Here is a 22,158-nt window from a genome sequence, read left to right on the forward strand (position 1 = left end):
CACGCCATGACGCATCTACCGGCAAGCTGGCGCGCGCAGCGCGGCGCGGCGCTCATCGAATACACCGCCATCACCGCGCTCGGGATCATCGTCCTGGTGGCCGAGCCCAACATCATCCTCGAACTGGTACAGGCGCTGCGCAAGGCCTATTCGAGCTTCGTCTACGCACTCTCGCTTGGATGGGTATGAAGAAGATCAACATCAAGCCGAACCGCAACATCGTCTTCATCCTCGTCGCCCTTGCGCTGGGCGGCCTGGCCGCGATGCTGGCGGTGAACTACGTACAGAAGACCGTGGCCGAACGCACCCGGGACGATGGCGAGACGGTTGTCGTCGCCGTCCCCAAGCAGAACCTCGAACAAGGCATGCAGATCACTTCCGATGACCTCGCCGCGCGCCCGGTCCCGGTCGACCTGGTACCTGCCGACGCGATCACGCCGGACAACTATGACCAGTACGTCGGCCGTGTCCTGCGCGCACCGCTTGCCAAGGGCGCACCGGTCCCGGGAGCTGCCCTGGTGCCGCTGTACGACCAGTTCTCCTCGGTCATCAAGAGCGGCAACGTGGCCTACACGATGTCGGTGGACGAAACCAATTCCATCTCCGGCATGGTCGCCCCCGGTGACCACGTCGACATCCTGTTGACCGTGGACGAGGAAGGCGGCGGCGCGCGCGTGCTGCCGCTGCTGGAGAACATCAACGTGCTGGCCACCGGCACCCGCATCGGCGAACAACCCGCCGATGAGGAAAATCCCGGCTATTCCAACATCACCCTGGAGCTGGCCCCGCGCGAAGCCGAGCGCCTGACCGTGGCCAGCAAGGCCGGTGGCCTGCGGGTGATGCTGCGCCACAACGAGGACTCCGAGTCATTCGGCCTCGGTGGCCTGACCCAGAAACAGCTGTTGCAGAAAGGCAAAGAGTCCAGCGGTTCGCAGGGCAGCGGCGTTCATTTCATCATCGGAGGCAAGGGTTGAAGCATGCGTACTCGCATCTCACGTTTTTCAATGCTGGGCGCATTCGCCATATCCCTGCCCGGCGCCGTCGGCGCGCAGCAGGTGGACATGGTGTCCGGATCCACCCCCACCGTACCGCAGGCACCACAGCAGATGCCGATCCTGGTGCAACCTGCCGCGGCCACGCCGGCGGCACCGGCATCCAATGCAGGCGCCGGCTCGCTGGTTCCGGGCCATCAGTTCCCGGCTCCGGTGGCCAACGCCGCCTACAGCCGTCCCGCCGGCAGCCGCCAGGCGGTACCGCTGCCCGAGCGTGCCCGCCTGTACGTCGGGCAGGCGGCGGTGTACCGCCTGCCGCACGCGCTCAAGCGTGTGGCGGTGGGCAATGGTGAAATGCTGCAGGTCACCAACATCGGCCGCAATGAGCTGGTGGTGATCGGCAACAAGGCCGGTGACAGCACCATCCACCTGTGGATGCAGGACGGCAGCCAGATCGAGGTACCGGTCACCGTCGGAGAGAGCGACGCCGAAGGCCTGGCCGATACCGTGCGCACCCTGCTCGCCGATGCCAGCGGCATCACTGTGCATACCATCGCCGACCGCGTCGTGGTGACCGGCCAGGACGTGCACCCCGGCATCGCCGCGCGCATCGCCAGCCTGAAGGAAATCTACCCGCAGCTGCTGGATTTCACCTCCTCCGACCCGGTCGGCATGCGCCCGATGGTGCTGATGGACGTGAAGATCATGGAGTTCGACTCCAATGCGCTGGAAGAGCTGGGCATCAAGTGGGACAACGTCATCCGCGGCCCCTCGGGCGGCCTGCTTAAGGACTTCACCACCAACGACTACTATCGCGTGCTGCCGGAAGGATCGCCGTTCCAGGGCCTGCAGCCCCCGCTGCCCAATGCGGTGCGTGGCACCCAGGCGTTCTTCGGCATCGCCACCACCATCGGCTCCAGCATCAACCTGCTGATGAACAAGGGCAAGGCGGTCATGCTGGCCTCGCCGCAGTTGAGCGCACGCAGCGGCGGCTCGGCCAAGTTCCTGGTCGGCGGCGAGGTTCCCATCCCGATTCCGCAGGGCTTCGGCCAGGTAACCGTCGACTTCAAGGAGTACGGGATCAAGCTGGACATCGAGCCGCTGGTCAACTCCAACGACGAGATCTCCACCACCTTCATGGCCGAGGTCAGCCGCATCGACCCGACGGTGATGGTGCAGGGCGTACCGGGCTTCACCACGCGCCGCACCTCCTCGGAGATCAACGTGCGCGCCGGCGAAACCATCGTGGTTTCCGGACTGGTGGACAGCAACGCCGCCAAGAGCGCGGAGAAGTTCCCGATCCTCGGCGAGATCCCGATCCTGGGCAAGCTGTTCCGCTCCGACGGCTTCCGCGGCAACCGCACCGAGCTGGTGATGTTCGTCACCCCGCGCGTGATCACCCCGGACTCGCAGGAGAACATCGACGCGCTGGAACGCGGCAACAGCATCCAGCAGCGCGGCAAGGAGGCCATGTCCCGCCGCAACAAAGAGTTCGTGCAGTAGGAATCACCATGTTCAACGTACTGATCACCACATCCAATCGCGAGGAACGGCGCGTGCGCTGCATGCACCGCGAGTGCAGCATCGGCCGTGGCGACGGCAACCTGATCATCCTGCAGGGCTGGAGCATCGCCCAGCAGCACGCCGCGCTCAAGCGCGAGGACGCGGGCATCTTCATCCAGTCGTTGAGCACGCGCGCGGCCATCCGCGTCAACGGCCGGGACGTGAAGGACTCGCATGGTCCGTTGAGCAGCAACGACAGCGTGGAGATCGGCGACTATCGCCTGCAGGTGATCGACGAGGACCCGCCGGCCGGGCCGGACGAACCGGTGGCGGCGCTGCAGGCGACGCCGGCCCCGGCGCCGGCCAATGATCCCGGCGAAGCCCCCGCGGCGACCTCGCAATCCCTGGCCAGGCCCGCCGAACTCGCGGTCGACAACACGGTGTGGCGCGCGCGCGTGCATGCCGCCCTGGTCAAGCAGATGGACCTGCGCCGCGTCGACGTGCGCGGCATGAGCGACGACGTACTGCGCGCCACCACCATCAACCTGATCGACAGCGTGATGGAGAAGGAGTTCGCCGACCTGCCCGCAACCATCAACCGCCGCAGGCTGGCCAAGGAGGTGCTGGACGAGGCCATCGGACTGGGTCCGCTGGAAGACCTGCTGGACGACAACAGCGTCACCGAGATCATGGTCAACGCGCACGACCAGATCTTCATCGAACGTGCCGGCCGGATCGAGCAGTCCACGGTCAACTTCACCAACGACCGCGCGGTGCTGTCGGCCATCGAGCGCATCGTAACTCCCCTGGGCCGGCGCATCGACGAGAGCTCGCCGCTGGTGGATGCCCGCCTGAAGGACGGCTCGCGCGTCAACGCGGTGATCCCGCCGGTGGCGCTGCGCGGCCCCAGCATCAGCATCCGCAAGTTCTCCAAGCGCAAGCTGCACGGCGAGGACCTGTTGAAGTTCGGCTCGCTAAGCCCGCAGATGCTGGAGTTCCTGATCATGGCGGTGAAGGAGCGCCGCAACATCGTGGTCAGCGGCGGCACCGGCTCGGGCAAGACCACCCTGCTCAACATCCTGTCCAACTTCATTCCCGACGAAGACCGCGTGGTCACCATCGAGGACGCGGCGGAGCTGAAGCTGGCCCAGCCCAACCTGGTCGCACTGGAAGCGCGCCCGCCGAACATGGAAGGCAAGGGCCAGATCACCATCCGCGACCTGGTCAAGAACGCGCTGCGCATGCGCCCGGACCGCATCGTGGTCGGCGAGTGCCGCGGCGGCGAAGCGCTGGACATGCTGCAGGCCATGAACACCGGCCACGAAGGCTCGTTGACCACCGCCCACGCCAACAACCCGCGCGAAACGCTGTCGCGCCTGGAAGTAATGGTGATGATGGCCGGCATGGAACTGCCGATGGCGGTGGTGCGCGAGCAGATCGCCTCGGCTGTGGACCTGATCGTGCACCAGAAGCGGTATCCCTGCGGCTCGCGCAAGGTCAGCCACATCTCCGAGGTCACCGGCATCGAGAGCGGCACCATCCAGCTGCAGGACATCTTCCTGTTCGTCCCCCGTTCCTACCACGGCCGCGACGGCAAGGTGGTCGGCGAGTTCCGCGCCACCGGCGCGGTGCCGGAGTTCTACGAGACCCTGGCCGAGCGCGGCGTCAACATCGACCTGGGCATCTTCCGCACGGGAGGCGCTGGATGAGCGAAGTCTGGCTGATCGCGCTGCTGGCCTTCGGCAGTGTCGCGCTGGCCGGCATGTACCTGGCCAGCAGCAGCGCCGGGTTCATGGAGCGCTATCGCGAGAACTTCATGAACCAGGCCAGGCTCAACCTGGCCGACATGTTCTTGTTCGTAGACCCGAAGGCGCTGTTCGTCGGCAATGCGCTGCTGCTGGCCGTACTGCCGCTGCTGCTGTGGCTGGTCACCGGCAACCTGCTGCTGCCCGTCGTTGCGCTGCTGTTGCTGGCCGTCCTGCCACGCAAGATCTACCTGTGGCTCAAGCAGCGCCGGCTGGACCGTATCCAGGCGCAGCTGCCCGACGGCCTGCTGATGCTGGCCAGCAGCCTGCGCGCCGGCGTCGGCTTCAACCCGGCGCTGGAAACCCTGGCCCAGGACGGGCAGCCCCCCTTGGCGCAGGAACTTTCGCTGATCCTGCGCGAGCAGCACATGGGCGTGCGCACCGAGGAGGCGCTGGAGCACTTCGCCGAGCGCGTGCCGATCGATGACGCCAAGCTGTTCGTCGCCGCGGTGACGATCTCGCGCGAGGTGGGCGGCAACCTGGCCGAAACGCTGGCCACGCTGGCCGAAACCCTGCGCCGCAAGCTGATGATGGAAGGCAAGGTCAAGGCGCTCACCGCGCAGGGCCGACTGCAGGGCATCGTGATGGCGATGCTGCCGGCCGGCCTGGTGGGCTTTCTGGTGCTGTTCTATCCGGAAACGATGAACCCGATGTTCCACACCTGGCAGGGCTGGTGCGTGATCGCGCTGATCTGCGTGCTGGAATACCTGGGCTATCGCATGTGCCGGAAAATCATGACGATCGACATATGAGCTGGATGATCATCCTCGTTGCGTTGATGGCCGTCGGCGCGGTGATGCTGGTGATGTTCGCCGTGCGCGGCATGCTGCAGCAGGTGCCGCAGAGCGACCGCGACTACCAGGATCCGCTGCCGCGCATGCTGCGCCTGCTGTGGCCGGTGGTGGTGGCGGCCACCCATGCGGTCGGCCCGCGCCTGAAGGCCGCCCAGCTGGAACGCGCGCACCGCGCATTGACCTCGGCCGGCCAGGACTTCGTGCTGACGCCCGAGGAGCTGTACGGCACGCGCATCGTCTCGGCCGGCGCGGTGGCGCTGTTCCTGGTGCTGGTGGTAGTACTGCTGGGCAAGGCCGGTCCCGGCATCCTGCTCTTCTGCCTGCTGTTCGGCCTGCCGCTGGGCTGGATGTATCCCTCGCTGTGGCTGGGCGAGCGCCGCAAGGCCCGCGCCAAGTATGTGGTGCGCGACCTGCCGGTGTTCCTGGACTTCATCACCATGGGCGTGGAAGCGGGCCTGAACATCTCCGGCTCGATCGAGCAGTCGGTGCAGCGCGGTCCATCCGGCCCGCTGTCGCAGGAGTTCTCGCGCATGCTGCGCGACATGCGCGCCGGCCTGCCGCGCGCCGAGTCGCTGCGGCGCATGGCCGACCGGATGGACATCTCGCAGGTCACCAGCTTCACCAGTGCGCTGATCCAGGCCGACAAGGTCGGCGCCAATCTCAGCGACACCCTGCGCGCGCAGGCCAACCAGCGCCGCGAGGAACGCTTCCTGCGCGCCGAGAAGCTTGCGCTGGAGGCACCGGTGAAGATGATGCTGCCACTGGTGATGTTCTTCTTCCCGCTGATCTTCGTGGTCCTGGCGTACTTCATCTATCTGCAGATGAAGCAGCAGGGAATCCTGTGATGAAGACCCTGGCCCTGTACCGTGGCACGCACTGTCTGGTACCGCAGGTACGGCATGCCCGCGCCTGGTACCGGCGCCTGTTCGGGCTGCTGGTGCTGCCCCGCCTGCGTGACGGCCAGGGCCTGTTGATCGAACCCTGCGCCAGCGTGCATACGCTGGGCATGCGTTACCCGCTGGACCTGCTGTTCCTTTCGGGCGAGGGCCAGGTACTGGGCTGGCGCGAGGCCGTGCCGCCCTGGCGCGCGGCGGCGCAGCGCGGCGCGCGCAGCACGCTGGAACTGCCTGCCGGCACGCTGGCCACGCTGTCGCTGCTCGTCGGCGAGCGGCTGCATTGGCGGCCCGTCCCTGATCCTTCCCCGGTCCGCGCGGCCAATGGAGACCTGCGATGAAATCACGCCACGCTTCGCGCCGGCGCCAATCCGGGCAGTCGCTGGTCGAGTTCTGCATCGTCGTGCCGGCGTTCCTGTTCCTGATACTGGTGACCTTCCAGCTGGTGCTGATCTACCGCGCCAAGACCACCTTGGACTACGCCGCTTTCCAGGCCGCCCGTGCCGGCGCCGTGAATGGCGCGGACCACGCCAGGATGCGCAGCGCCCTGGCCTTTGGCCTGACCCCGCTGCTGACCACGTCCCCGGACGCGGCCGGTGTCGCCCGTGCCCGCGCCCGTGCCGAACTGGAAACGCGGGCGTTCGCCGATATCGAGGTCATCGCTCCCACCCGCGCGGCTTTCAACGAATTCCGCGAGCGGCAGTACGACGGCCGTTACGCCCTGCCCAACGACAGCCTCGCCTTCCGTGACAATCGTGTCGGCGGCAGCCAGGTCAGCGTGCAGGATGCCAACCTGCTCAAGATCAAGGTGACCTACAGGCTGCCGCTGATCGTGCCCTTCGCCGACCGGGTGATCGCCGGGCTGTCGTCGCTGTTGACCGAAGGCGAGAGCTACCGTCCGGCCTCGATGCTGATCGAGGAGCCGGTCAGCGGCCACCGCCGCCTGCCGATCGAATCCTACGCCGTGGTCCGCATGCAGACGCCCATCCATGACAGCAGCCGCCTTGCACGCTGATCGCCGCAACGCGCTGGCGGCGTTGGCGCTGGCCCTGCTGGCGGCAGGCGCCGTGCAGGCGCAGCCGCGGGGCATGCAGGCGCGCATCGAGGCGACGGTGGAAGGCTACGGCAACTTGGCGCCGCGTGGCACCGACAAGCCGATCCGCCTGACCCTGCGCACCGGTGCCGATGGCATGCGTGCGGATTTCCATTTCGACTCCGGCAGCTCGGATGTCTACCTGCTCAAGCGCTACGACGAACCGCGGGCCTGGTGGATCAGCCCGCGAGGGCGTTACATGATCCCGGCCAACGACGCCAGCGGACCGTACTGGTACGACGTGCGCCGCCCCTGCGACAGCGTGCAGGGCCGTTGTTCCCCGGCGCCGGGCGAATTCATCGCCGGCCGCCTGGCCAGGGGCCTGAACTACGACCATGCCCGGCGCGGTCCCGACGGCACCACCCGCGGCACCTTGTGGATAGACAGCGAAACCGGGCTGCTGCTGGCTTACCGCGGCACGCGGGGCAACCGCCAGGACAGCCGCAGCTTCCGCGCCTCGCGGGTGAGCTACGAACCGCTGGATGCGGCGGCCTACGCCAGGCCCGATGCGTTGAACACGCCCAAGGGCATGGCTGATTGAGACCCGCGGCGGCGGCGCCTCCGCCGACGGACTCACTATCATTGGCGGTCCCACTCTCCTGCCTGGAGGTTTCCAGCAGATGCGCATCCTGATCCTCGGCGCCGGCGGTACCGGCGGCTATTTCGGCGGACGCCTGGCCCAGGCCGGCGTCGACGTGACCTTCCTGGTGCGCCCGGCGCGCGCGGCGCAGCTGCAGCGCGACGGGCTGGTGATCCGCAGCCCGCTGGGCGATGCGGCGTTCCCGGTGGCGCATGTCACCGCCGACGTGCTGCCGGCGCTGGCCGCGGCGCGGTCGTTCGACCTGGTGATGCTCAGCTGCAAGGCCTACGACCTGGACAGTTCGATCCAGGCCATCGCGCCGGCGGTCGGCGCTGGCACCACGGTGCTGCCGATCCTCAACGGCCTGCGCCACTACGCGGCGCTGGACGCGCGCTTCGGCCGCGATGCGGTGCTCGGCGGGCTGTGCTTCATCAGCGCGACCAAGGCCGAGGATGGCGCCATCGTGCACCTGGACAAGCCCGCGCGCCTCACCTTCGGCGAACGCGATGGCGCCGCCGGCAGCGCGCGCGTGGCCGCGCTTGCGGCGGCCTGCGCAGCCGCGGACATCGACCACCTCGCAGCGGAGGACATCGCCAGCGAGCAGTGGATCAAATACACCTTCCTGGCCACGCTGGCGGCCGGCACCTGCCTGATGCGCGCCGACATCGGCCACATCGTCGCCAGCGACCATGGCAGCGCGTTCATGCGCGCGCTGTACGACGAGTGCCTGGCCGTGGCCGCGCACGCCAGCCAGCCGATACCGGCGAAGGCGCGGGAAATCGCCCTGGCCGCGCTGACCAAGGCCGGTTCGCCGACCAAGGCCTCGATGCTGCGCGACCTGGAAGCCGGGCAGCGCGTGGAGGCGGCGCACATCGTCGGCGACATGCTCGACCGCGCGCTGGCCGCAGGACACGCCGCGCCGCGGCTGCAGGCCGCGTACTGCCACCTGCAGGCCTACGAAGCGCAACGCGGCGCATGACCGCCGGCGCCCTGCCGCGGCGGGTGCTGATCCTCGGGCTGGGCCACGCCGGACGCGCGCTCGCACACCGCCTGCGCCCGCTCGGCGTGGTCGTCGAGGGCAGCGTGCGCGAGCCCGCAGCCGCGCCCGAAGACGGCATCACGCGCCATCGCCTGCACCCGGATCACCTTCCCGACGCGGCGCTGCTCGCCGCCGTCGCGCGGGCCGACGCGGTGCTGGGCAGCGTACCGCCCGATGCCGACGGCGACCCCGCGCTGCGCCTGCTCGCCCCCGCCCTGCGCGCCAGCCCCACGCTGCGCTGGGCCGGCTACCTGTCCTCGACCGCCGTATACGGCGACCGCGATGGCGGCTGGATCGACGAAGGCTCGCGCGCCGACGCCACCGATGCCACCGCGACGCGGCGGCTCCGCGCCGAGGCGCAGTGGCGCGCGCTGGCTGCCGGTTGCGGCATCGCCTCGGCGGTGTTCCGCCTGCCCGGCCTGTACGGCCGCGGCCGCAATGCGCTGGTGCGGCTGGCGCAGGGCAAGGCGCGCCACGTGGTGCGGCCAGGCCTGGTATTCAACCGGCTGCACGTGGACGACCTGGCCGACGCGGTGGTCGCGGCGATGCGCCGGCCGGTCCACGACGCGCTGTACCTGCCGGCGGACGACGAGCCGGCGCCACCGCAGGAGGTGCTGGCCCACGCCGCGCGGCTCGGCGGTTTCGCGCTGCCGCCGGCGCTGGCCTGGGACGACCCCGCACTCGAGCCGGCGCTGCGCCGCTTCCATGCGAGCAACAAGCGCATCGACAGCCGCCGCACGCGCGAGGCGCTGCAATGGCAGCCGCGTTTCCGCAGCTACCGCGAAGGCCTGCGCGATGCGTGGGAAGCCGGCGACGGGCGACCCGCCGCCGACGCCGCCCGCTAGCCGGCGTCCGGCAGCCGGAAGAACGCGCGCGTGGCGGCGGTGGCGTTGGCCGCGGTCAGCGCCACGTCCTCGCCGCGGTCGCGCGCCAGTTCCTCGACGATGTGCGACAGGAACGCCGGTTCGTTGCGGCGGTCCTTCGGCAGCGGCCGCAGCGTGCGCGGCAGCAGGTAGGGCGCGTCGGTCTCGATCATCAGCCGCCCGGCCGGGATGTGCTTCACCAGCTCGCGCAGGTGCGCGCCGCGGCGCTCGTCGCACAGCCAGCCGGTGATGCCGATGTGCCAGTCGCGGTCCAGGTAATCGAACAGTTCACGGCGCTCGGCGGTGAAGCAGTGCACCACCGCCGGCCCGAGTTTACCGTCGAAATTCTTCATCATCGCCAGGAAGTCTTCGTGCGCGTCGCGCTGGTGCAGGAACAGCGGCTTGCCCACGCCGTCGACGGCAAGGTCCGCAGCGATCTGCAGCTGGCGCTCGAACGCCCGGCGCTGCGCCGGGCGCGGCGAGAAATCGCGGTTGTAGTCCAGCCCGCACTCGCCCACCGCCACCACTTCGGCGTGCGCGTGCAGCGCGCGCATCTCCGCGTCGCATTCGTCGGTGTATTCGACCGCGTGGTGCGGGTGCACGCCGGCGGTGGCGTACAGGAAACCGGGATGCTGCCTTGCCAGCGCCAGCGCCATCGGCGAGTGCTCGCGGCTGGCGCCGGTCACCACCATCTGCACCACGCCGGCGGCGCGGGCGCGCTCCAGCACCGCGTCCAGGTCGCGCGCGAAGGATTCGTGGGTGAGGTTGGCGCCGATGTCGATCAGTTGCATGGAGCGGGGAACCGGGAACAGGGACGCGGGAATTGTAGGAGTGGCGCGAGCCGCGACCAAATGCAGGGCCGGACGTGCCCGCTGGCAGCCGTGCCGGACGGCCCGCACCTACAATGTCGCGATGCAAACCGCCTTCCCCATTTCCGCGCTGCTGCCGGCCATCGCCGACAGCCTGGCCGCGCACCCGCGGCTGGTGCTCGAAGCCCCGCCCGGTGCCGGCAAGACCACCCAGGTGCCGCTGGCGCTGCTCGACGCGCCGTGGCTGCAGGGCGCCAGGATCGTGATGCTGGAACCGCGCCGCGTCGCCGCGCGCAGCGCCGCGCAGTTCATGGCCCGGCAGCTGGGCGAGCCGGTCGGCGAGACCGTCGGCTACCGCATCCGCTTCGAGAACAAGGTCTCCGCGCGCACCCGCATCGAGGTGGTCACCGAGGGCATCCTCACCCGCATGCTGCAGGACGATCCCCTGCTCGAAGGCGTGGGCGCGCTGCTGTTCGACGAATTCCACGAGCGCCACCTGGCCGCCGACCTCGGCCTGGCACTGGCGCTGGACGTGCAGTCGGGGCTGCGCGAGGACCTGCGCATCGTGGTGATGTCGGCCACGCTCGACGGCGAGCGGCTGGCCGCCTTCCTCGACGCACCGCGCCTGTCCAGCGAGGGCCGCAGCTTCCCGGTGGACGTGAGCCACTTCCCGGCGCGGCGCGACGAGGCGCTGGAGGCGCAGGCGCGGCGCGCGGTCGAACAGGCGCTGGCGGCGCACCCGGGCGACGTGCTGGTGTTCCTGCCCGGGCAGCGCGAGATCGCGCGCGTGCAGGCCGCGCTGGAGCCGGTGCTCCCCGCCGATACCGATGTCCTGCCGCTGCACGGCGAACTGCCCGTCGAACAGCAGTCGCGCGTGCTGCAGCCCGACCCGGACGGCCGCCGCCGCGTGGTGCTGGCCACCAACGTGGCCGAATCCTCGGTGACCCTGCCCGGCGTGCGCGTGGTGATCGATGCGGGCCTGGCGCGCGAGCCGCGCTACGACCCCAACAGCGGTTTCTCGCGGCTGGACGCGGTGGCGATCTCGCAGGCCTCGGCCGACCAGCGCGCCGGCCGCGCCGGGCGCGTGGCCGCCGGCTGGGCGCTGCGGCTGTGGCCGCAGTCGCAGCGGCTGGAAGCGCAGCGACGTCCGGAGATGGCGCAGGTGGAACTGGCCGCGCTGGCGCTGGAGCTGGCCGCCTGGGGCAGCGACGAGCTGCGCTTCGTCGATCCGCCGCCGGCCGGCGCGCTGGCCGCCGCGCGCGAGCTGCTGCAGCGGCTCGGCGCGCTCGACGGCGGCACGATCACCGGCACCGGCCGGCGCATGCTCGCGCTGGGCACGCACCCGCGGCTGGCGGCGATGCTGATCGCCGCGGCCGATCCGCGCGAGCAGGCGCTGGCCGCCGACCTGGCCGCGCTGCTGGAAGCGCGCGATCCGCTGCGCCAGGGCGGCGATGCGCTGGCCGCACGCTGGCGCGCCCTGTCCGCGTTCCGCAACGGGCGCGCGCCGCAGGACGCCAGCCGCGGCGCACTGGCCGCCATCGATACGGCCGCCAGGCAATGGCGGCGGCGCCTGCGTTGCGATGCCGCGCCGCCGGCCGACATCGAGGCGCATGAGCTCGGCGACCTGCTCGCCCATGCCTTCCCCGACCGCATCGCCGCGCGCCACGCCACCGATCCGCTGCGCTACCAGCTCGCCAACGGCCGCAGCGCGCGCCTGTTCGACACCAGCGACCTGCGCGGCGAACCCTGGCTGGTGATCAGCGAACTGCGCCACGAAGCGCGCGATGCGCTGGTGCTGCGCGCCGCGCCCGTGGACGAGGCGCGCCTGCGCGCCGACTTCCCGCGGCGTTTCCACCAGCACGACGTGGTGCGCTGGAACGGCGAGCGCCGCGCACTGGAGGCGCGCCGCGAATCCGGCTTCGACCGCATCGTGCTGGACAGCCGCCCCGCCGGAAAGGTCGACCCGGCGCAGGCCGCGCGCGCGCTCACCGACGCCGTGCGCGAGCTCGGCCTGGAAGCGCTGCCGTGGACCGGCAACCTGCGGCAGTGGCGCCACCGCGTGCAGGGCCTGCGCCACTGGATGCCGGAGCTGGACCTGCCGGACCTGTCCGACGCGGCGCTGCTGGCCACGCTCGATGCCTGGCTGCTGCCGGCCTTCGCCGGCAAGACCCGCCTGGACGCACTGGCCGAACAGGAACTGGGCGAGGCGCTGAAATCGGGCATCGACTGGAACACGCGCCAGCTGGTCGACCGCCACGCACCGGTGCGCATCAGCGTGCCCTCCGGCATGGACCGCGCCATCGACTACGCGATGGACGACGACGGCATCACCCCGCGCCCGCCGGTGCTGGCGGTGAAGCTGCAGGAACTGTTCGGCCTGGCCGACACCCCGCGCATCGCCGATGGTCGCGTGCCGCTGCTGCTGCACCTGCTTTCCCCCGGCGGCAAGCCGCTGCAGGTCACCGGCGACCTGCGCAACTTCTGGGAGAACACCTATGCGGAGGTGAAGAAGGAGATGAAGGGGAGGTATCCGAGGCATCCGTGGCCAGACGATCCCTGGAGCGCAACCGCTACGCATCGCGCAAAACCACGCGGGACGTGAAAGATCGCCTCCCGTGGCGACGGTGAAGAAGACTGGACTACCCAGATCCAGCGTGGCGCGGCCTGACGACTCACGGAACGCGACCGCCACGCATCGCGCAGAACCACGCGGGACGTAAAAGATCGCCTCCCGTGGCGACGGTGAAAGAGGACTGGACTACCCAGATCCAGCGTGGCGCGGCGCGGTGCGTCCTACCCACCCGTGACTAACATTTCCTGCACGCGCGTCCCGCGACACTGCGGGGCCTGCCCCTGCAATCGAGGATTCCCCCATGAGCAAGTTCAGCGACATCACCGGATCGGCCCTGGAACGGGCCATGGAACTGGCCAGCCACGCCGGCGACAGCCTCAAGAGCGGGGGTTCCAACGCCGCCGACTGGCTCAAGGCCGGCGCCGCGATCGGCGCGATGAAGACCGGCGGCCGCGCCGTGGGCCGGGTGGCGCGCCGCAACCCCACCGCCACCATCGCCGTGGCCGCGGTCGGCCTGGGCCTGATCGGCTACGCCATCTACCGCAAGAACAGGCGCGACAACGCCGCGCTGGAAGCGAAATCGCAGCAGATCGCCCAGCGCCGCCGCGCCGAAACCACGGTGGACGAGACCAGCGACATCGGCAGCGACACCTGACAATACGCAGGAGCGCACCCGGGGTGCGCTCCTGGCTCCTAGCCCTGCACCACCCGCCACTGCCCGGGCTGCAGGCCGTCGAGCGCATGCGGCCCCATCGAGGCCCGCACCAGCCGCAGCGTCGGCAGGCCCACCGCGGCGGTCATGCGCCGCACCTGGCGGTTGCGCCCTTCGCGCAGGGTGATGGCCAGCCAGGCATCGGGCACGGTCTTGCGGAACCGCACCGGCGGATCGCGCGGCCACAACGCCGGTGGCGTTTCCAGCAGCTGCACGCGCGCCGGCAGGGTCGGCCCGTCGTTGAGCAGCACGCCCTCGCGCAGCGCCTGCAGCTTCTCCGCGGCCGGCACGCCTTCCACCTGCACCCAGTAGGTCTTGTCCTGCTTGTGGCGCGGGTCGGTCAGCCGGTGCGCCAGGCCGCCGTCGTCGGTGAGCAGCAGCAGGCCTTCGCTGTCGTAGTCCAGGCGCCCGGCCGCGTACACGTTCTTCGGCAGCCCGAAACCGGCCAGCGTCGCCCGCGGCGGCTGGCTGCGGTCGGTGAACTGGCACAGGACGTTGAAGGGCTTGTTGAAGGCTACGAGCATGGGAACGGGGAAACGGGAAACGGGAAACGGCCGTATGCGCGGACGTCATGCACCTGCGCTTCGGTCCAGCAGAAACGGTAAATCACGCGATTCGCCAACACGGCGCATCGCGCAACCCTCCCCCTTCCCTGTTCCCCCTTCCCCGCCTTTCACGGCTTCACGAAGCGCAGCGTCATGCGGTCGCTTTCGCCGATCGCCTTGTATTTGTCCGCATCGGCGGCGTCGTGGTTGTTGGACGGCGGCAGCGTCCACACGCCGTTGGGGTGATCCTTGGTGTCGCGCGGGTTGGCGTTGACCTCGCTGCTTTCCTGCAGCTTGAAGCCGGCCGCCTCGGCCATGGCGATCACCTGCGCCTGGCCGACATAACCGCTCTTGTCGTCGGCCGGCACGTCGGCCCTGGCGCGGTGTTCGACCACGCCCAGCGTGCCGCCCGGCTTGAGCACCGCGAAGAACGCACGGAACATGCCCTCGGCCTGCCCTGCGGCGCGCCAGTTGTGCACGTTGCGGAAGGTCAGCACCACGTCGGCCGAACCCGGCGTGCCGAGCACCGGCGCGGCCGGGTCGTAGGCCACGACGGTGGCCTTGTCGAACAGCGCCGGCGCTTCGGCGAACTTCTTTTCCAGCCCGTCGCGGGTGCGCTGCTGGTAGTCACGGCCGCTGCCGGCCGGCAGGGCCATCGGGTCGACCACCGCGGCCACGTAATGGCCATGGCCACGCAGGTAGGGCGCGAGGATTTCGGCGTACCAGCCGCCGCCCGGGGTGATCTCGACCACCGTCTGCTGCGGCTGCACGCCGAAGAACTGCAGGGTCTGCAGCGGATGCCGGTATTGATCGCGCGCGGTGTTGGCGGCGCTGCGCCAGTCGCCGGACACCGCGGCCTGCAACTGCGCGGAGGTGGACGTGGCCGGCGCGCCCTGCATGGCGGCGTGGTCGTGGCCGGCGTGCGCGTGTTCCTGCGCGACGGCGGGCAGCGTGGCGAACAGCAGGCAGGCGGCAACCAGCGGGGCGGTGGTCTTCATCGGAATGTTCCACGGTTGGAGTGCAGCGAGCCTAGCACGCGCGCGTGATGCGCCTGCACGGCCAGGATGTTCACGGCCTGTTGGCGCGCGGCCACCGCACGGAACACTGTTTTCACCATGCCGCAACGGAACCGCCCCATGTGGCGTCTATGCTGGTGTGCCGATTCCAAGGAGGTGCGCATGACCCGGTTCCGCGAACTCGGCCGTTCCGGCCTGCAGGTCGGCCCCATCGCCTTCGGCGGCAACGTGTTCGGCTGGAGCGTGGACGAGAAGACCGCCTTCGCCCTGCTCGACGCCTTCGTCGAGGCCGGCTTCAACCTGGTCGATACCGCCGACGTGTACCCGGCGTGGGTGCCCGGCAACAGGGGTGGCGAATCGGAAACCATCATCGGCCGCTGGCTGGCGCGCGGCGGCAGGCGCGACAAGGTGGTGCTGGCCAGCAAGGTCGGCAAATGGGCCGAGCGCCCGGGGCTGTCGGCCGACAACATCCACGCCGCCGTCGACGATTCGCTGCGGCGCCTGGGCACCGATGTCATCGACCTGTACCAGGCGCACGAGGACGATGAGTCGGTGCCGCTGGAGGAAACCCTGGGCGCCTTCGCGCGGCTGATCGAGGCGGGCAAGGTGCGCGCGATCGGCGCATCCAACTACAGCGCCACGCGCCTGCGCGACGCGTTGAAGGTATCGGCCGACTACCACCTGCCGCGCTACGAAAGCCTGCAGCCCGAGTACAACCTCTACGACCGCGCCGGCTACGAAGCGGAACTCGAGCCGCTGGCGCGCGGACAGGGATTGGGCGTGATCGGCTATTACGCGCTGGTCAGCGGCTTCCTCAGCGGCAAGTACCGCAGCGCCGAGGACGCCGGCAAGAGCGGCGCGCGCGGCGCCAAGGTCGTCGCGCGCTACCTGAACCCGCGCGGGCTGCGCATCCTCGGCGCGCTCGACGATGTCGCCGCCGCGCACCGCGCCACGCCCGCGCAGGTGGCGCTGGCCTGGCTGATCGCGCGGCCCGGCATCACCGCGCCCATCGTCAGTGCCACCGGCGTGGCGCAGCTGCACGAGGTGCTCGCCGCCGCGCGGCTGTCGCTGTCGGCGCAGGACATCGCCCAGCTCGACGCCGCCAGCGCCGAAGCCTGAATGCGGCGCGGGTTGAACCCCGCGCCGGCCCGGTCGTAGCATCCGGCCTACAGGGGGCGGACCGCGAACGGAGACCGCCATGCAGAACCCGCACACTGCAAGCCGTCGCACGCTCGACCTGGACGCCGAGATGGCCTACTGGCGCGGCGTCCATGCCATCGGCCGGCTCGGCCACCACGACTTCGACCAGTACCGGCGCCTGCTGCGGATGGGCTTCGAGGTATACATGGCGTGGCCGCGCGCCAGCGAGGAACAGCTCTACCGCGTGCTGCAGGACAGCTACCACCGGCATGCGCCGGCGCTGGCCGTGCCGTGGGACGAGGCGCGCTGGCTGGTGCGCCATGCCTGGCACCACGCCGAGCAGGCGCAGTCCACGCACTGAGGCGCGCGCCGGCTCAGGCCGGCGCCAGCAGCCAGGCGCGCAGCGCGGCGCTCACCTCGTCGGGCTTCTCCATCGGCGCCAGGTGCCCGCAGCCGGGCAGCACAAGCAGCCGCGAGTGCGGCGCCAGCGCGTGCATTTCCTCGCTGACCGCCAGCGGCGTGATGCGGTCGTTGGCGCCGCAGACGATCAGCAGCGGGCCGCGGTAGGCGGCCAGCACGTCATGGCCGTCGGGCCGCTCCAGCGCGCTCTGGCGCAGGAACACCTCCGCACCCAGGCGCGTGGTCATCTCGCGCACGCGCTGCACCAGCGCGTGGTCGTCCAGGCGCGAGGCGTCGATGTAGCTGCACATCAGCCGGTCGCCGAAACCATGGAAGGTGCCGGGCAGGCGCACGCTGGCCCGCTGCGCGCGGCGCTGGGCGGCGCGTTCCGGCGAATCGGCATGGATCGAGGTGTCGATCAGCGCCAGCCGCCGCACGCGCTCCGGGGCGATGCGCAGGATCTGCTGGGCGACGAAGCCGCCCAGCGAGAACCCCGCCAGCGCGAACCGCGGCGGCGCCTGCGCCAGCACGTCCTCGGCCACCGCCTGCAGCGTGTCCCCGCGGGTCTGGTCGCCGACGATGCAGTCGGCGATGTCGGACAGGTCGGCGATCTGCGCGCGCCACAGCTCCGCATCGTTGAGCAGGCCGGGCAGCAGCAGCAGCGGGATCCTTGTTGCCGGTGCGTTGCCGGCGGTGTCGGTTTGCATGGCGCCATTGTCGCGCCGTCGGCGCTCAGCCGGTACCGCCACCGCTGGAACGCACCGGCAGGGTGACGTTCATGAGGGTCGGGTCGTCCGGATCGGGCCTGACCTGGAAACCCAGCGTGCGGCACATCGCCAGCATGGTGCTGTTCTCGCGCAGCACCTGGCCCTCGACCACGTTCAGGCCCTGCCAGCCGGCGTATTCGATCATGATCTGCATCAGCTTCCAGCCGATGCCGTGGCCCTTGAGGTCGGAGCGGATCAGGATGCCGTATTCGCCACGGTCGTAGTCGGCGTCGGCGTGCAGGCGCACCGCGCCCAGCATGTCGCCGCTCTTCGGGTCGATGGCCACCAGCGCGATCGAGCGCGCATAGTCGAGCTGGGTCAGGCGCGCGATGAACTCGTGGCTGAAATGCTTGACCGACTGGAAAAAACGCAGGCGCAGGTCGTCGTCGGTGACGCGGGCGAAGAACGCGCGGAACAGCGCGTCGTCCTCCGGCCGCACCGGGCGCACGAAGGCCTTGCCGCCGTCGGACAGGTCGATGCTGCGTTCCCACTCGGTGGGATACGGGAAGATCGCGAAGCGCGGGTGGCCGCGGCCCTTGTGCAGGCGCCGCACCGGGGCGATGGCGATGCGCGCGTCCAGCGCGATCACGCCGTCGCGGTCGGCCAGCAGCGGATTGAGGTCCAGGCTGCGGATCTCGGGGATGTCGGCGGCCAGCTGCGCCAGCTTGACCAGCACCAGCGCCACCGCGCGCTCGTCGGCGGCCGGCACGTCGCCATAGGCCTTGAGGATGCGCGAGACGCGGGTGCGGTCGATCACCTCGTGCGCCAGGCGCAGGTCCAGCGGCGGCAGCGCCAGGGTCTTGTCGTCGATCACTTCCACCGCGGTGCCGCCGCGGCCGAACACCAGCACCGGGCCGAACACCGGGTCGTCGGCGATGCCGGCGATCAGCTCGCGCGCCTTGGGCCGCACCAGCGTCGGCTGCACCAGCACGCCTTCGATGCGCGCCTGCGGGCGCAGCTCGCGCGCGCGCTGCAGGATCGAGGTGGCCGCCATCTGCACCGCCGGCAGCGTGCCCAGGTTCAGGCGCACGCCGTCGACATCGGACTTGTGCGGGATGTCCGGCGAGAACACCTTCACCGCGACCGTGGCGCCCCGCTCCAGCAGCGGCTGCGCCAGGTCCATCGCCTCGTGCGCGTCGCGCGCGACCATCACCGCCAGCGACGGAATGCCGTAGGCCTGCAGCAGCGCGTGCGTGGCCACCGGGTCCAGCCATTGCTGGCCGTCCGCCAGCGCCGTCGTCACCAGCGCGCGCGCGGCCGCGGCGTCCACCACGAAATCGGCGGGCAGGCTCGGCGGCGTTTCCATCAGCGCCGCCTGCGCCTGGCGGTAGCGCACCAGGTGCTGGAAGCCGCGCACCGCCTCGGCCTCGCTGGGGTAGGTCGGCACCCGCGCGGTATTGAGCGTGGCCGTGGCCTGTTCGTCGTTGCCCAGCCACACCGCGAACACCGGCTTGTCGCGCAGCTGGCGCGGGCGCAGGCCGAGCGTGCGGGTCAGCGCCTGCGCCGCGTCGGCCGAAGAAGTGAACGCGGTGGGCACGTTGACCACCAGCAGCGCGTCGTTGGCCTCGTCGGCCAGCAGCGCTTCCACCGCGGCGGCGTAGCGCTCGCCGCCGGCATCGACCACGATGTCCACCGGGTTGTCGCGCGACCAGCCCTGCGGCAGCACCTGGTCCAGGTGCGCCACGGTGGCCGGCGACAGCGCCGCCAGCGTGCCGCCCAGCGCCTGCAGCTGGTCCACCGCCAGCCGGCCGATGCCGCCGCCGTTGCTGAGGATCGCCAGCCGGTGGCCGGGAAACGTGCCCAGCCGGCCCAGGGTCTCGGCGGCGGTGAACAGTTCGTCCAGCGCGTTCACCCGCAGCAGGCCGGCACGGTTGAAGGCCGCGCCGTACACCGCGTCGGAAGCGGCCAGCGCCTGCGAATGTGTGGGCGCGCGCGCCTCGGCGCCGCGCGGCTGGCGCCCGGACTTGACCACCACCACCGGCTTGGCGCGCGCGGCCGCGCGCGCGGCGGACATGAACTTGCGCGCGTCGCTGACCTGGTCGACATAGAGCAGGATCGCGCGGGTGCGGTAGTCGGCGGCGAAGTAGTCGAGCAGGTCGCCGAAATCCACGTCCAGCGCGTCGCCCAGCGACACCACCGCCGAGAAACCGATCGAGCGCGCCACGCCCCACTCCACCAGAGCGGCCGCTATCGCGCTGGATTCGGAGATCAGCGCCAGGTCGCCGGCCTGCGGCGTATGCGCGGCGATGGAGGCGTTGAGCCGCGCATGCGGCGCGATCACGCCCAGGCAGTGCGGGCCGAGGATGCGCATGCCCCTGGGCCGCGCCGCCGCCTCCACCTGCGCGGCCAGCGAGCCGGGGCCGTGGCCGAGCCCGGCGGTGAGGATGATGGCCGCGGCCACGCCCAGCCCGGCGGCCGCGGCCACCACCTGCGGCACCATCGGCGCCGGCGTGGTGATCACCACCAGGTCCGGGACCCACGGCAGGTCCTTGAGCCGCTTGACCGTGCGCATGCCGTCGATCTGCGCATGGCGCGGGTTGACCCAGCCGATCTGCCCGGCGAAACCGCCGGCGCGCAGGTTGCGCACCACCGCGCGCCCGGCCGAGCGTTCGCGCGGGCTGCCGCCGACCACGGCCACGGAGCGGGGGCGGAACACGGTCTGCAGGTGATAGGTGCTCATCGCGACGCCGACAACGGGAACACGATCAAAGGTACACGCGCAGGGGGCGGCGTGGCATGAGCGCGATCAAGCGGCACCGGCCGCGCCACCTTCGTGGCGACATGCGGCGGGAATCACTTCCGGAGCGAATGGCCCAGCACGCCGATGGACACCAGGAGGATCGCGCAGTAATCCACGACCCGCGGCGCGCCCAGCGCGGTGCCGATGGCGAACACCAGTACGCCGGCGAGGACCGGCAGCATCCATGGATTCCAGCGCGCCGCCATGGATGGACCGGGTTCGCTTTCCAGGATCGCGCTGACATCGGTATCCAGCGCCGCGGCCAGGCAGACCCGCGTCTCGCGCGAGGCGGCGCCCTCGGTCTCCACCCGCTGCACGGTGCGCAGGCTCAGGCCGGCGGCGGCGGCCAGCTGTTCCTGCGACCAGTGCCTGGCCTCGCGCAGGCGGCGGATGACCGTCGGGTTCAACTTCATGTCCTGCTCCATGCGGTGGCTCCTGTATGGGGAGCCCCGACTGTAGGTTCCGCCACCGATCATGCCACGCCAGGCCTGCGCCAACGGCCCGCCAACCGGCCGCCACCGCGCTACAACAGCGTCCCGCCCAGGATCATCGCGGCGATGCTGAAGTAGATGACCAGGCCGGTCACGTCCACCAGGGTCGCCACGAACGGCGCCGAGGCGCTGGCCGGGTCGAAGCCCAGCCGCTTGAGCACGAACGGCAGCATCGAGCCGGACAGCGAGCCGAAGGTGACGATGCCCACCAGCGCCGCGCCGATGGTGGCCGCCAGCAGCTTCCAGTGCGGGCCGTAGTCGTGCAGGCCGGCCAGCTGCCAGACGGTGATGCGCACGACGGCCAGCAGGCCGAGGATGGCGCCCAGCACCACGCCGGTGGGCACCTCGCGCAGGGCCACCTTCCACCAGTCGCGCAGGCGCAGCTCGTGCAGGGCGAGCGAGCGGATCAGCAGCGAGGTCGCCTGCGAGCCGGAGTTGCCGCCCGAACTCATGATCAGCGGGATGAACAGGGTCAGCACCACCGCGCGCGCCAGTTCGTCCTCGTAGTGCTGCATGGCGCTGGCGGTGAGCATCTCGCCCAGGAACAGCACGCTCAGCCAGCCGGCGCGCTTGCGGATCATGTCGAGGAAGCCGATCTGCATGTAGGGCCGGTCCAGCGCCTCGACGCCGCCGAACTTGTGCACGTCCTCGGTGGATTCGTCGATCAGCGCGTCGAGGATGTCGTCCACGGTGACGATGCCGAGCATGCGCTGCTGCGCGTCCACCACCGGGATCGCCAGCAGGTCGTGGCGGCGGATCAGCTGCGCCACCTCTTCCTGGTCCAGCTGCGGGCCGACGCTGACCGGCGGGTTGACCTGGGCCACGTCGAGGATGGAATCCTCCGGCGCGCCGGTGATCAGCCGGCGCATGGTCACCACCTGGCGCAGCTGCCGGGTCTGCGGGTCGAGCACGTAGATCGCGTAGACCGTCTCGCGGCTGCGCTCGACCTCGCGGATGTGCTGCAGGGTCCGGGCGACGGTCCAGTCGGCGGGGACGCTGACGAACTCGGTGGTCATCAGCGCGCCGGCGGTGTTGGGCGGGTAGCCGAGCAGCAGCTGGATCGAGCGGCGCGCCTCCGGCTCGAGCAGCGGGATCAGCCGCGCGCGCTCGTCCTCGTCCAGTTCGTGCACGATGTCGGTGGCGCGGTCGTCGGCCATCAGCCCGAGCAGCGCGGCGGCGCGGGCAGGCGGCATCGCCGCGACCAGTTCGCCGGCGCGCTGCAGCTCAGGCGCTTCCAGCAGCTTGACCGCGCGCGGCAGCTGCAGCGCGGCCAGCACGGCGCCGGCGTCGGCCTGTTCGAGCTGGTTGAGGTAGACCACCGCGTCGGCGGTGTTGAATTCCGCCAGGGGCGCGCTCAGGGCGCTGGCGTCCGCGGCCGGACGCAGGAGTTGCTTCTGGTTCATCG

The 22,158-nt window shown here is 70.6% G+C and carries 22 protein-coding genes; 15 read left to right on the forward strand and 7 right to left on the reverse strand.

What is annotated here, in order from left to right; translation table 11 throughout:
- The first annotated feature begins 6 nt into the window (after positions 1-6).
- From AC06FP_RS03785 to AC06FP_RS03835, 11 genes are all read left to right on the forward strand, one after another.
- Positions 7-189, forward strand: coding sequence for a hypothetical protein (locus AC06FP_RS03785; RefSeq protein ID WP_456117438.1), 183 nt, complete (start codon positions 7-9; stop codon positions 187-189).
- Positions 186-974 (forward strand): Flp pilus assembly protein CpaB, encoded by a 789-nt coding sequence (gene cpaB / locus AC06FP_RS03790; protein WP_478074544.1) that lies wholly within the window; start codon positions 186-188, stop codon positions 972-974. Before AC06FP_RS03785 ends, cpaB begins: the two co-directional genes overlap by 4 nt.
- 30 nt (positions 975-1,004) lie before the next feature.
- Positions 1,005-2,495 carry a type II and III secretion system protein family protein gene (locus AC06FP_RS03795; RefSeq protein WP_478074545.1) on the forward strand — a complete coding sequence of 497 codons (1,491 nt, stop codon included), beginning with the start codon at positions 1,005-1,007 and terminating at the stop codon, positions 2,493-2,495.
- A gap of 8 nt (positions 2,496-2,503) precedes the next feature.
- On the forward strand, positions 2,504-4,204 hold the full coding sequence (locus tag AC06FP_RS03800) for an ATPase, T2SS/T4P/T4SS family (protein ID WP_478074546.1): 1,701 nt from the start codon (positions 2,504-2,506) through the stop codon (positions 4,202-4,204).
- Positions 4,201-5,052, forward strand: a complete 852-nt coding sequence (locus AC06FP_RS03805; protein WP_478074547.1) for a type II secretion system F family protein — start codon at positions 4,201-4,203, stop codon at positions 5,050-5,052. Before AC06FP_RS03800 ends, AC06FP_RS03805 begins: the two co-directional genes overlap by 4 nt.
- Complete coding sequence (locus AC06FP_RS03810) at positions 5,049-5,939, forward strand: type II secretion system F family protein (RefSeq protein WP_478074548.1); 891 nt, start codon at positions 5,049-5,051, stop codon at positions 5,937-5,939. Before AC06FP_RS03805 ends, AC06FP_RS03810 begins: the two co-directional genes overlap by 4 nt.
- Positions 5,939-6,328 carry a DUF192 domain-containing protein gene (locus AC06FP_RS03815; RefSeq protein WP_478074549.1) on the forward strand — a complete coding sequence of 130 codons (390 nt, stop codon included), beginning with the start codon at positions 5,939-5,941 and terminating at the stop codon, positions 6,326-6,328. The genes AC06FP_RS03810 and AC06FP_RS03815 overlap by 1 nt, the downstream gene beginning before the upstream one ends.
- Entirely contained in the window at positions 6,325-7,002 is a 678-nt protein-coding gene (locus tag AC06FP_RS03820; protein ID WP_456117445.1) for a TadE/TadG family type IV pilus assembly protein, read from the forward strand. The genes AC06FP_RS03815 and AC06FP_RS03820 overlap by 4 nt, the downstream gene beginning before the upstream one ends.
- A complete protein-coding gene (locus AC06FP_RS03825) occupies positions 6,992-7,621 on the forward strand; it encodes a hypothetical protein (protein ID WP_478074550.1) in 630 nt (209 codons plus the stop codon). Before AC06FP_RS03820 ends, AC06FP_RS03825 begins: the two co-directional genes overlap by 11 nt.
- A gap of 79 nt (positions 7,622-7,700) precedes the next feature.
- Complete coding sequence (gene panE / locus AC06FP_RS03830) at positions 7,701-8,639, forward strand: 2-dehydropantoate 2-reductase (RefSeq protein ID WP_478074551.1); 939 nt, start codon at positions 7,701-7,703, stop codon at positions 8,637-8,639.
- On the forward strand, positions 8,636-9,544 hold the full coding sequence (locus AC06FP_RS03835; RefSeq protein WP_478074552.1) for a Rossmann-fold NAD(P)-binding domain-containing protein: 909 nt from the start codon (positions 8,636-8,638) through the stop codon (positions 9,542-9,544). The genes panE and AC06FP_RS03835 overlap by 4 nt, the downstream gene beginning before the upstream one ends.
- Here AC06FP_RS03835 and AC06FP_RS03840 read toward each other — a convergent pair.
- On the reverse strand, positions 9,541-10,353 hold the full coding sequence (locus AC06FP_RS03840; RefSeq protein WP_478074553.1) for a TatD family hydrolase: 813 nt from the start codon (positions 10,351-10,353) through the stop codon (positions 9,541-9,543). The two genes, AC06FP_RS03835 and AC06FP_RS03840, sit on opposite strands and share 4 nt — an antisense overlap.
- Before the next feature lie 121 nt (positions 10,354-10,474).
- Between AC06FP_RS03840 and hrpB the strand changes: the two genes are divergently transcribed.
- Positions 10,475-12,973 (forward strand): ATP-dependent helicase HrpB, encoded by a 2,499-nt coding sequence (gene hrpB, locus AC06FP_RS03845; RefSeq protein WP_478074554.1) that lies wholly within the window; start codon positions 10,475-10,477, stop codon positions 12,971-12,973.
- A gap of 271 nt (positions 12,974-13,244) precedes the next feature.
- Positions 13,245-13,598 (forward strand): hypothetical protein, encoded by a 354-nt coding sequence (locus AC06FP_RS03850; RefSeq protein WP_456117451.1) that lies wholly within the window; start codon positions 13,245-13,247, stop codon positions 13,596-13,598.
- Between the two features lie 38 nt (positions 13,599-13,636).
- Here the strand turns inward: AC06FP_RS03850 and AC06FP_RS03855 are convergent, their stop codons facing one another.
- Positions 13,637-14,179 (reverse strand): pseudouridine synthase, encoded by a 543-nt coding sequence (locus AC06FP_RS03855; RefSeq protein ID WP_456117452.1) that lies wholly within the window; start codon positions 14,177-14,179, stop codon positions 13,637-13,639.
- 149 nt (positions 14,180-14,328) lie between these two features.
- Positions 14,329-15,198, reverse strand: a complete 870-nt coding sequence (locus tag AC06FP_RS03860) for a class I SAM-dependent methyltransferase (RefSeq protein WP_478074555.1) — start codon at positions 15,196-15,198, stop codon at positions 14,329-14,331.
- 180 nt (positions 15,199-15,378) lie between these two features.
- Between AC06FP_RS03860 and AC06FP_RS03865 the strand changes: the two genes are divergently transcribed.
- Both AC06FP_RS03865 and AC06FP_RS03870 read left to right on the forward strand, forming a co-directional pair.
- Positions 15,379-16,335 carry an aldo/keto reductase gene (locus AC06FP_RS03865; protein ID WP_478074556.1) on the forward strand — a complete coding sequence of 319 codons (957 nt, stop codon included), beginning with the start codon at positions 15,379-15,381 and terminating at the stop codon, positions 16,333-16,335.
- 79 nt (positions 16,336-16,414) lie between these two features.
- Positions 16,415-16,717: a hypothetical protein gene (locus AC06FP_RS03870; protein WP_456117455.1), complete on the forward strand. Its 303-nt coding sequence runs from the start codon at positions 16,415-16,417 to the stop codon at positions 16,715-16,717.
- Positions 16,718-16,730: 13 nt separating this feature from the next.
- Here the strand turns inward: AC06FP_RS03870 and AC06FP_RS03875 are convergent, their stop codons facing one another.
- From AC06FP_RS03875 to mgtE, 4 genes are all read right to left on the reverse strand, one after another.
- Positions 16,731-17,462, reverse strand: coding sequence for an alpha/beta fold hydrolase (locus tag AC06FP_RS03875; protein WP_478074557.1), 732 nt, complete (start codon positions 17,460-17,462; stop codon positions 16,731-16,733).
- Positions 17,463-17,487: 25 nt separating this feature from the next.
- Positions 17,488-20,202, reverse strand: a complete 2,715-nt coding sequence (locus tag AC06FP_RS03880) for a bifunctional acetate--CoA ligase family protein/GNAT family N-acetyltransferase (RefSeq protein WP_478074558.1) — start codon at positions 20,200-20,202, stop codon at positions 17,488-17,490.
- Positions 20,203-20,315: 113 nt separating this feature from the next.
- Positions 20,316-20,675 (reverse strand): helix-turn-helix domain-containing protein, encoded by a 360-nt coding sequence (locus AC06FP_RS03885; RefSeq protein WP_478074559.1) that lies wholly within the window; start codon positions 20,673-20,675, stop codon positions 20,316-20,318.
- A 110-nt stretch (positions 20,676-20,785) separates the two neighbouring features.
- Positions 20,786-22,156, reverse strand: coding sequence for a magnesium transporter (gene mgtE, locus AC06FP_RS03890; RefSeq protein WP_478074560.1), 1,371 nt, complete (start codon positions 22,154-22,156; stop codon positions 20,786-20,788).
- Between the last annotated feature and the right edge of the window lie 2 nt (positions 22,157-22,158).

It is taken from the genome of Stenotrophomonas sp. Steno-Z2, assembly GCF_056393235.1.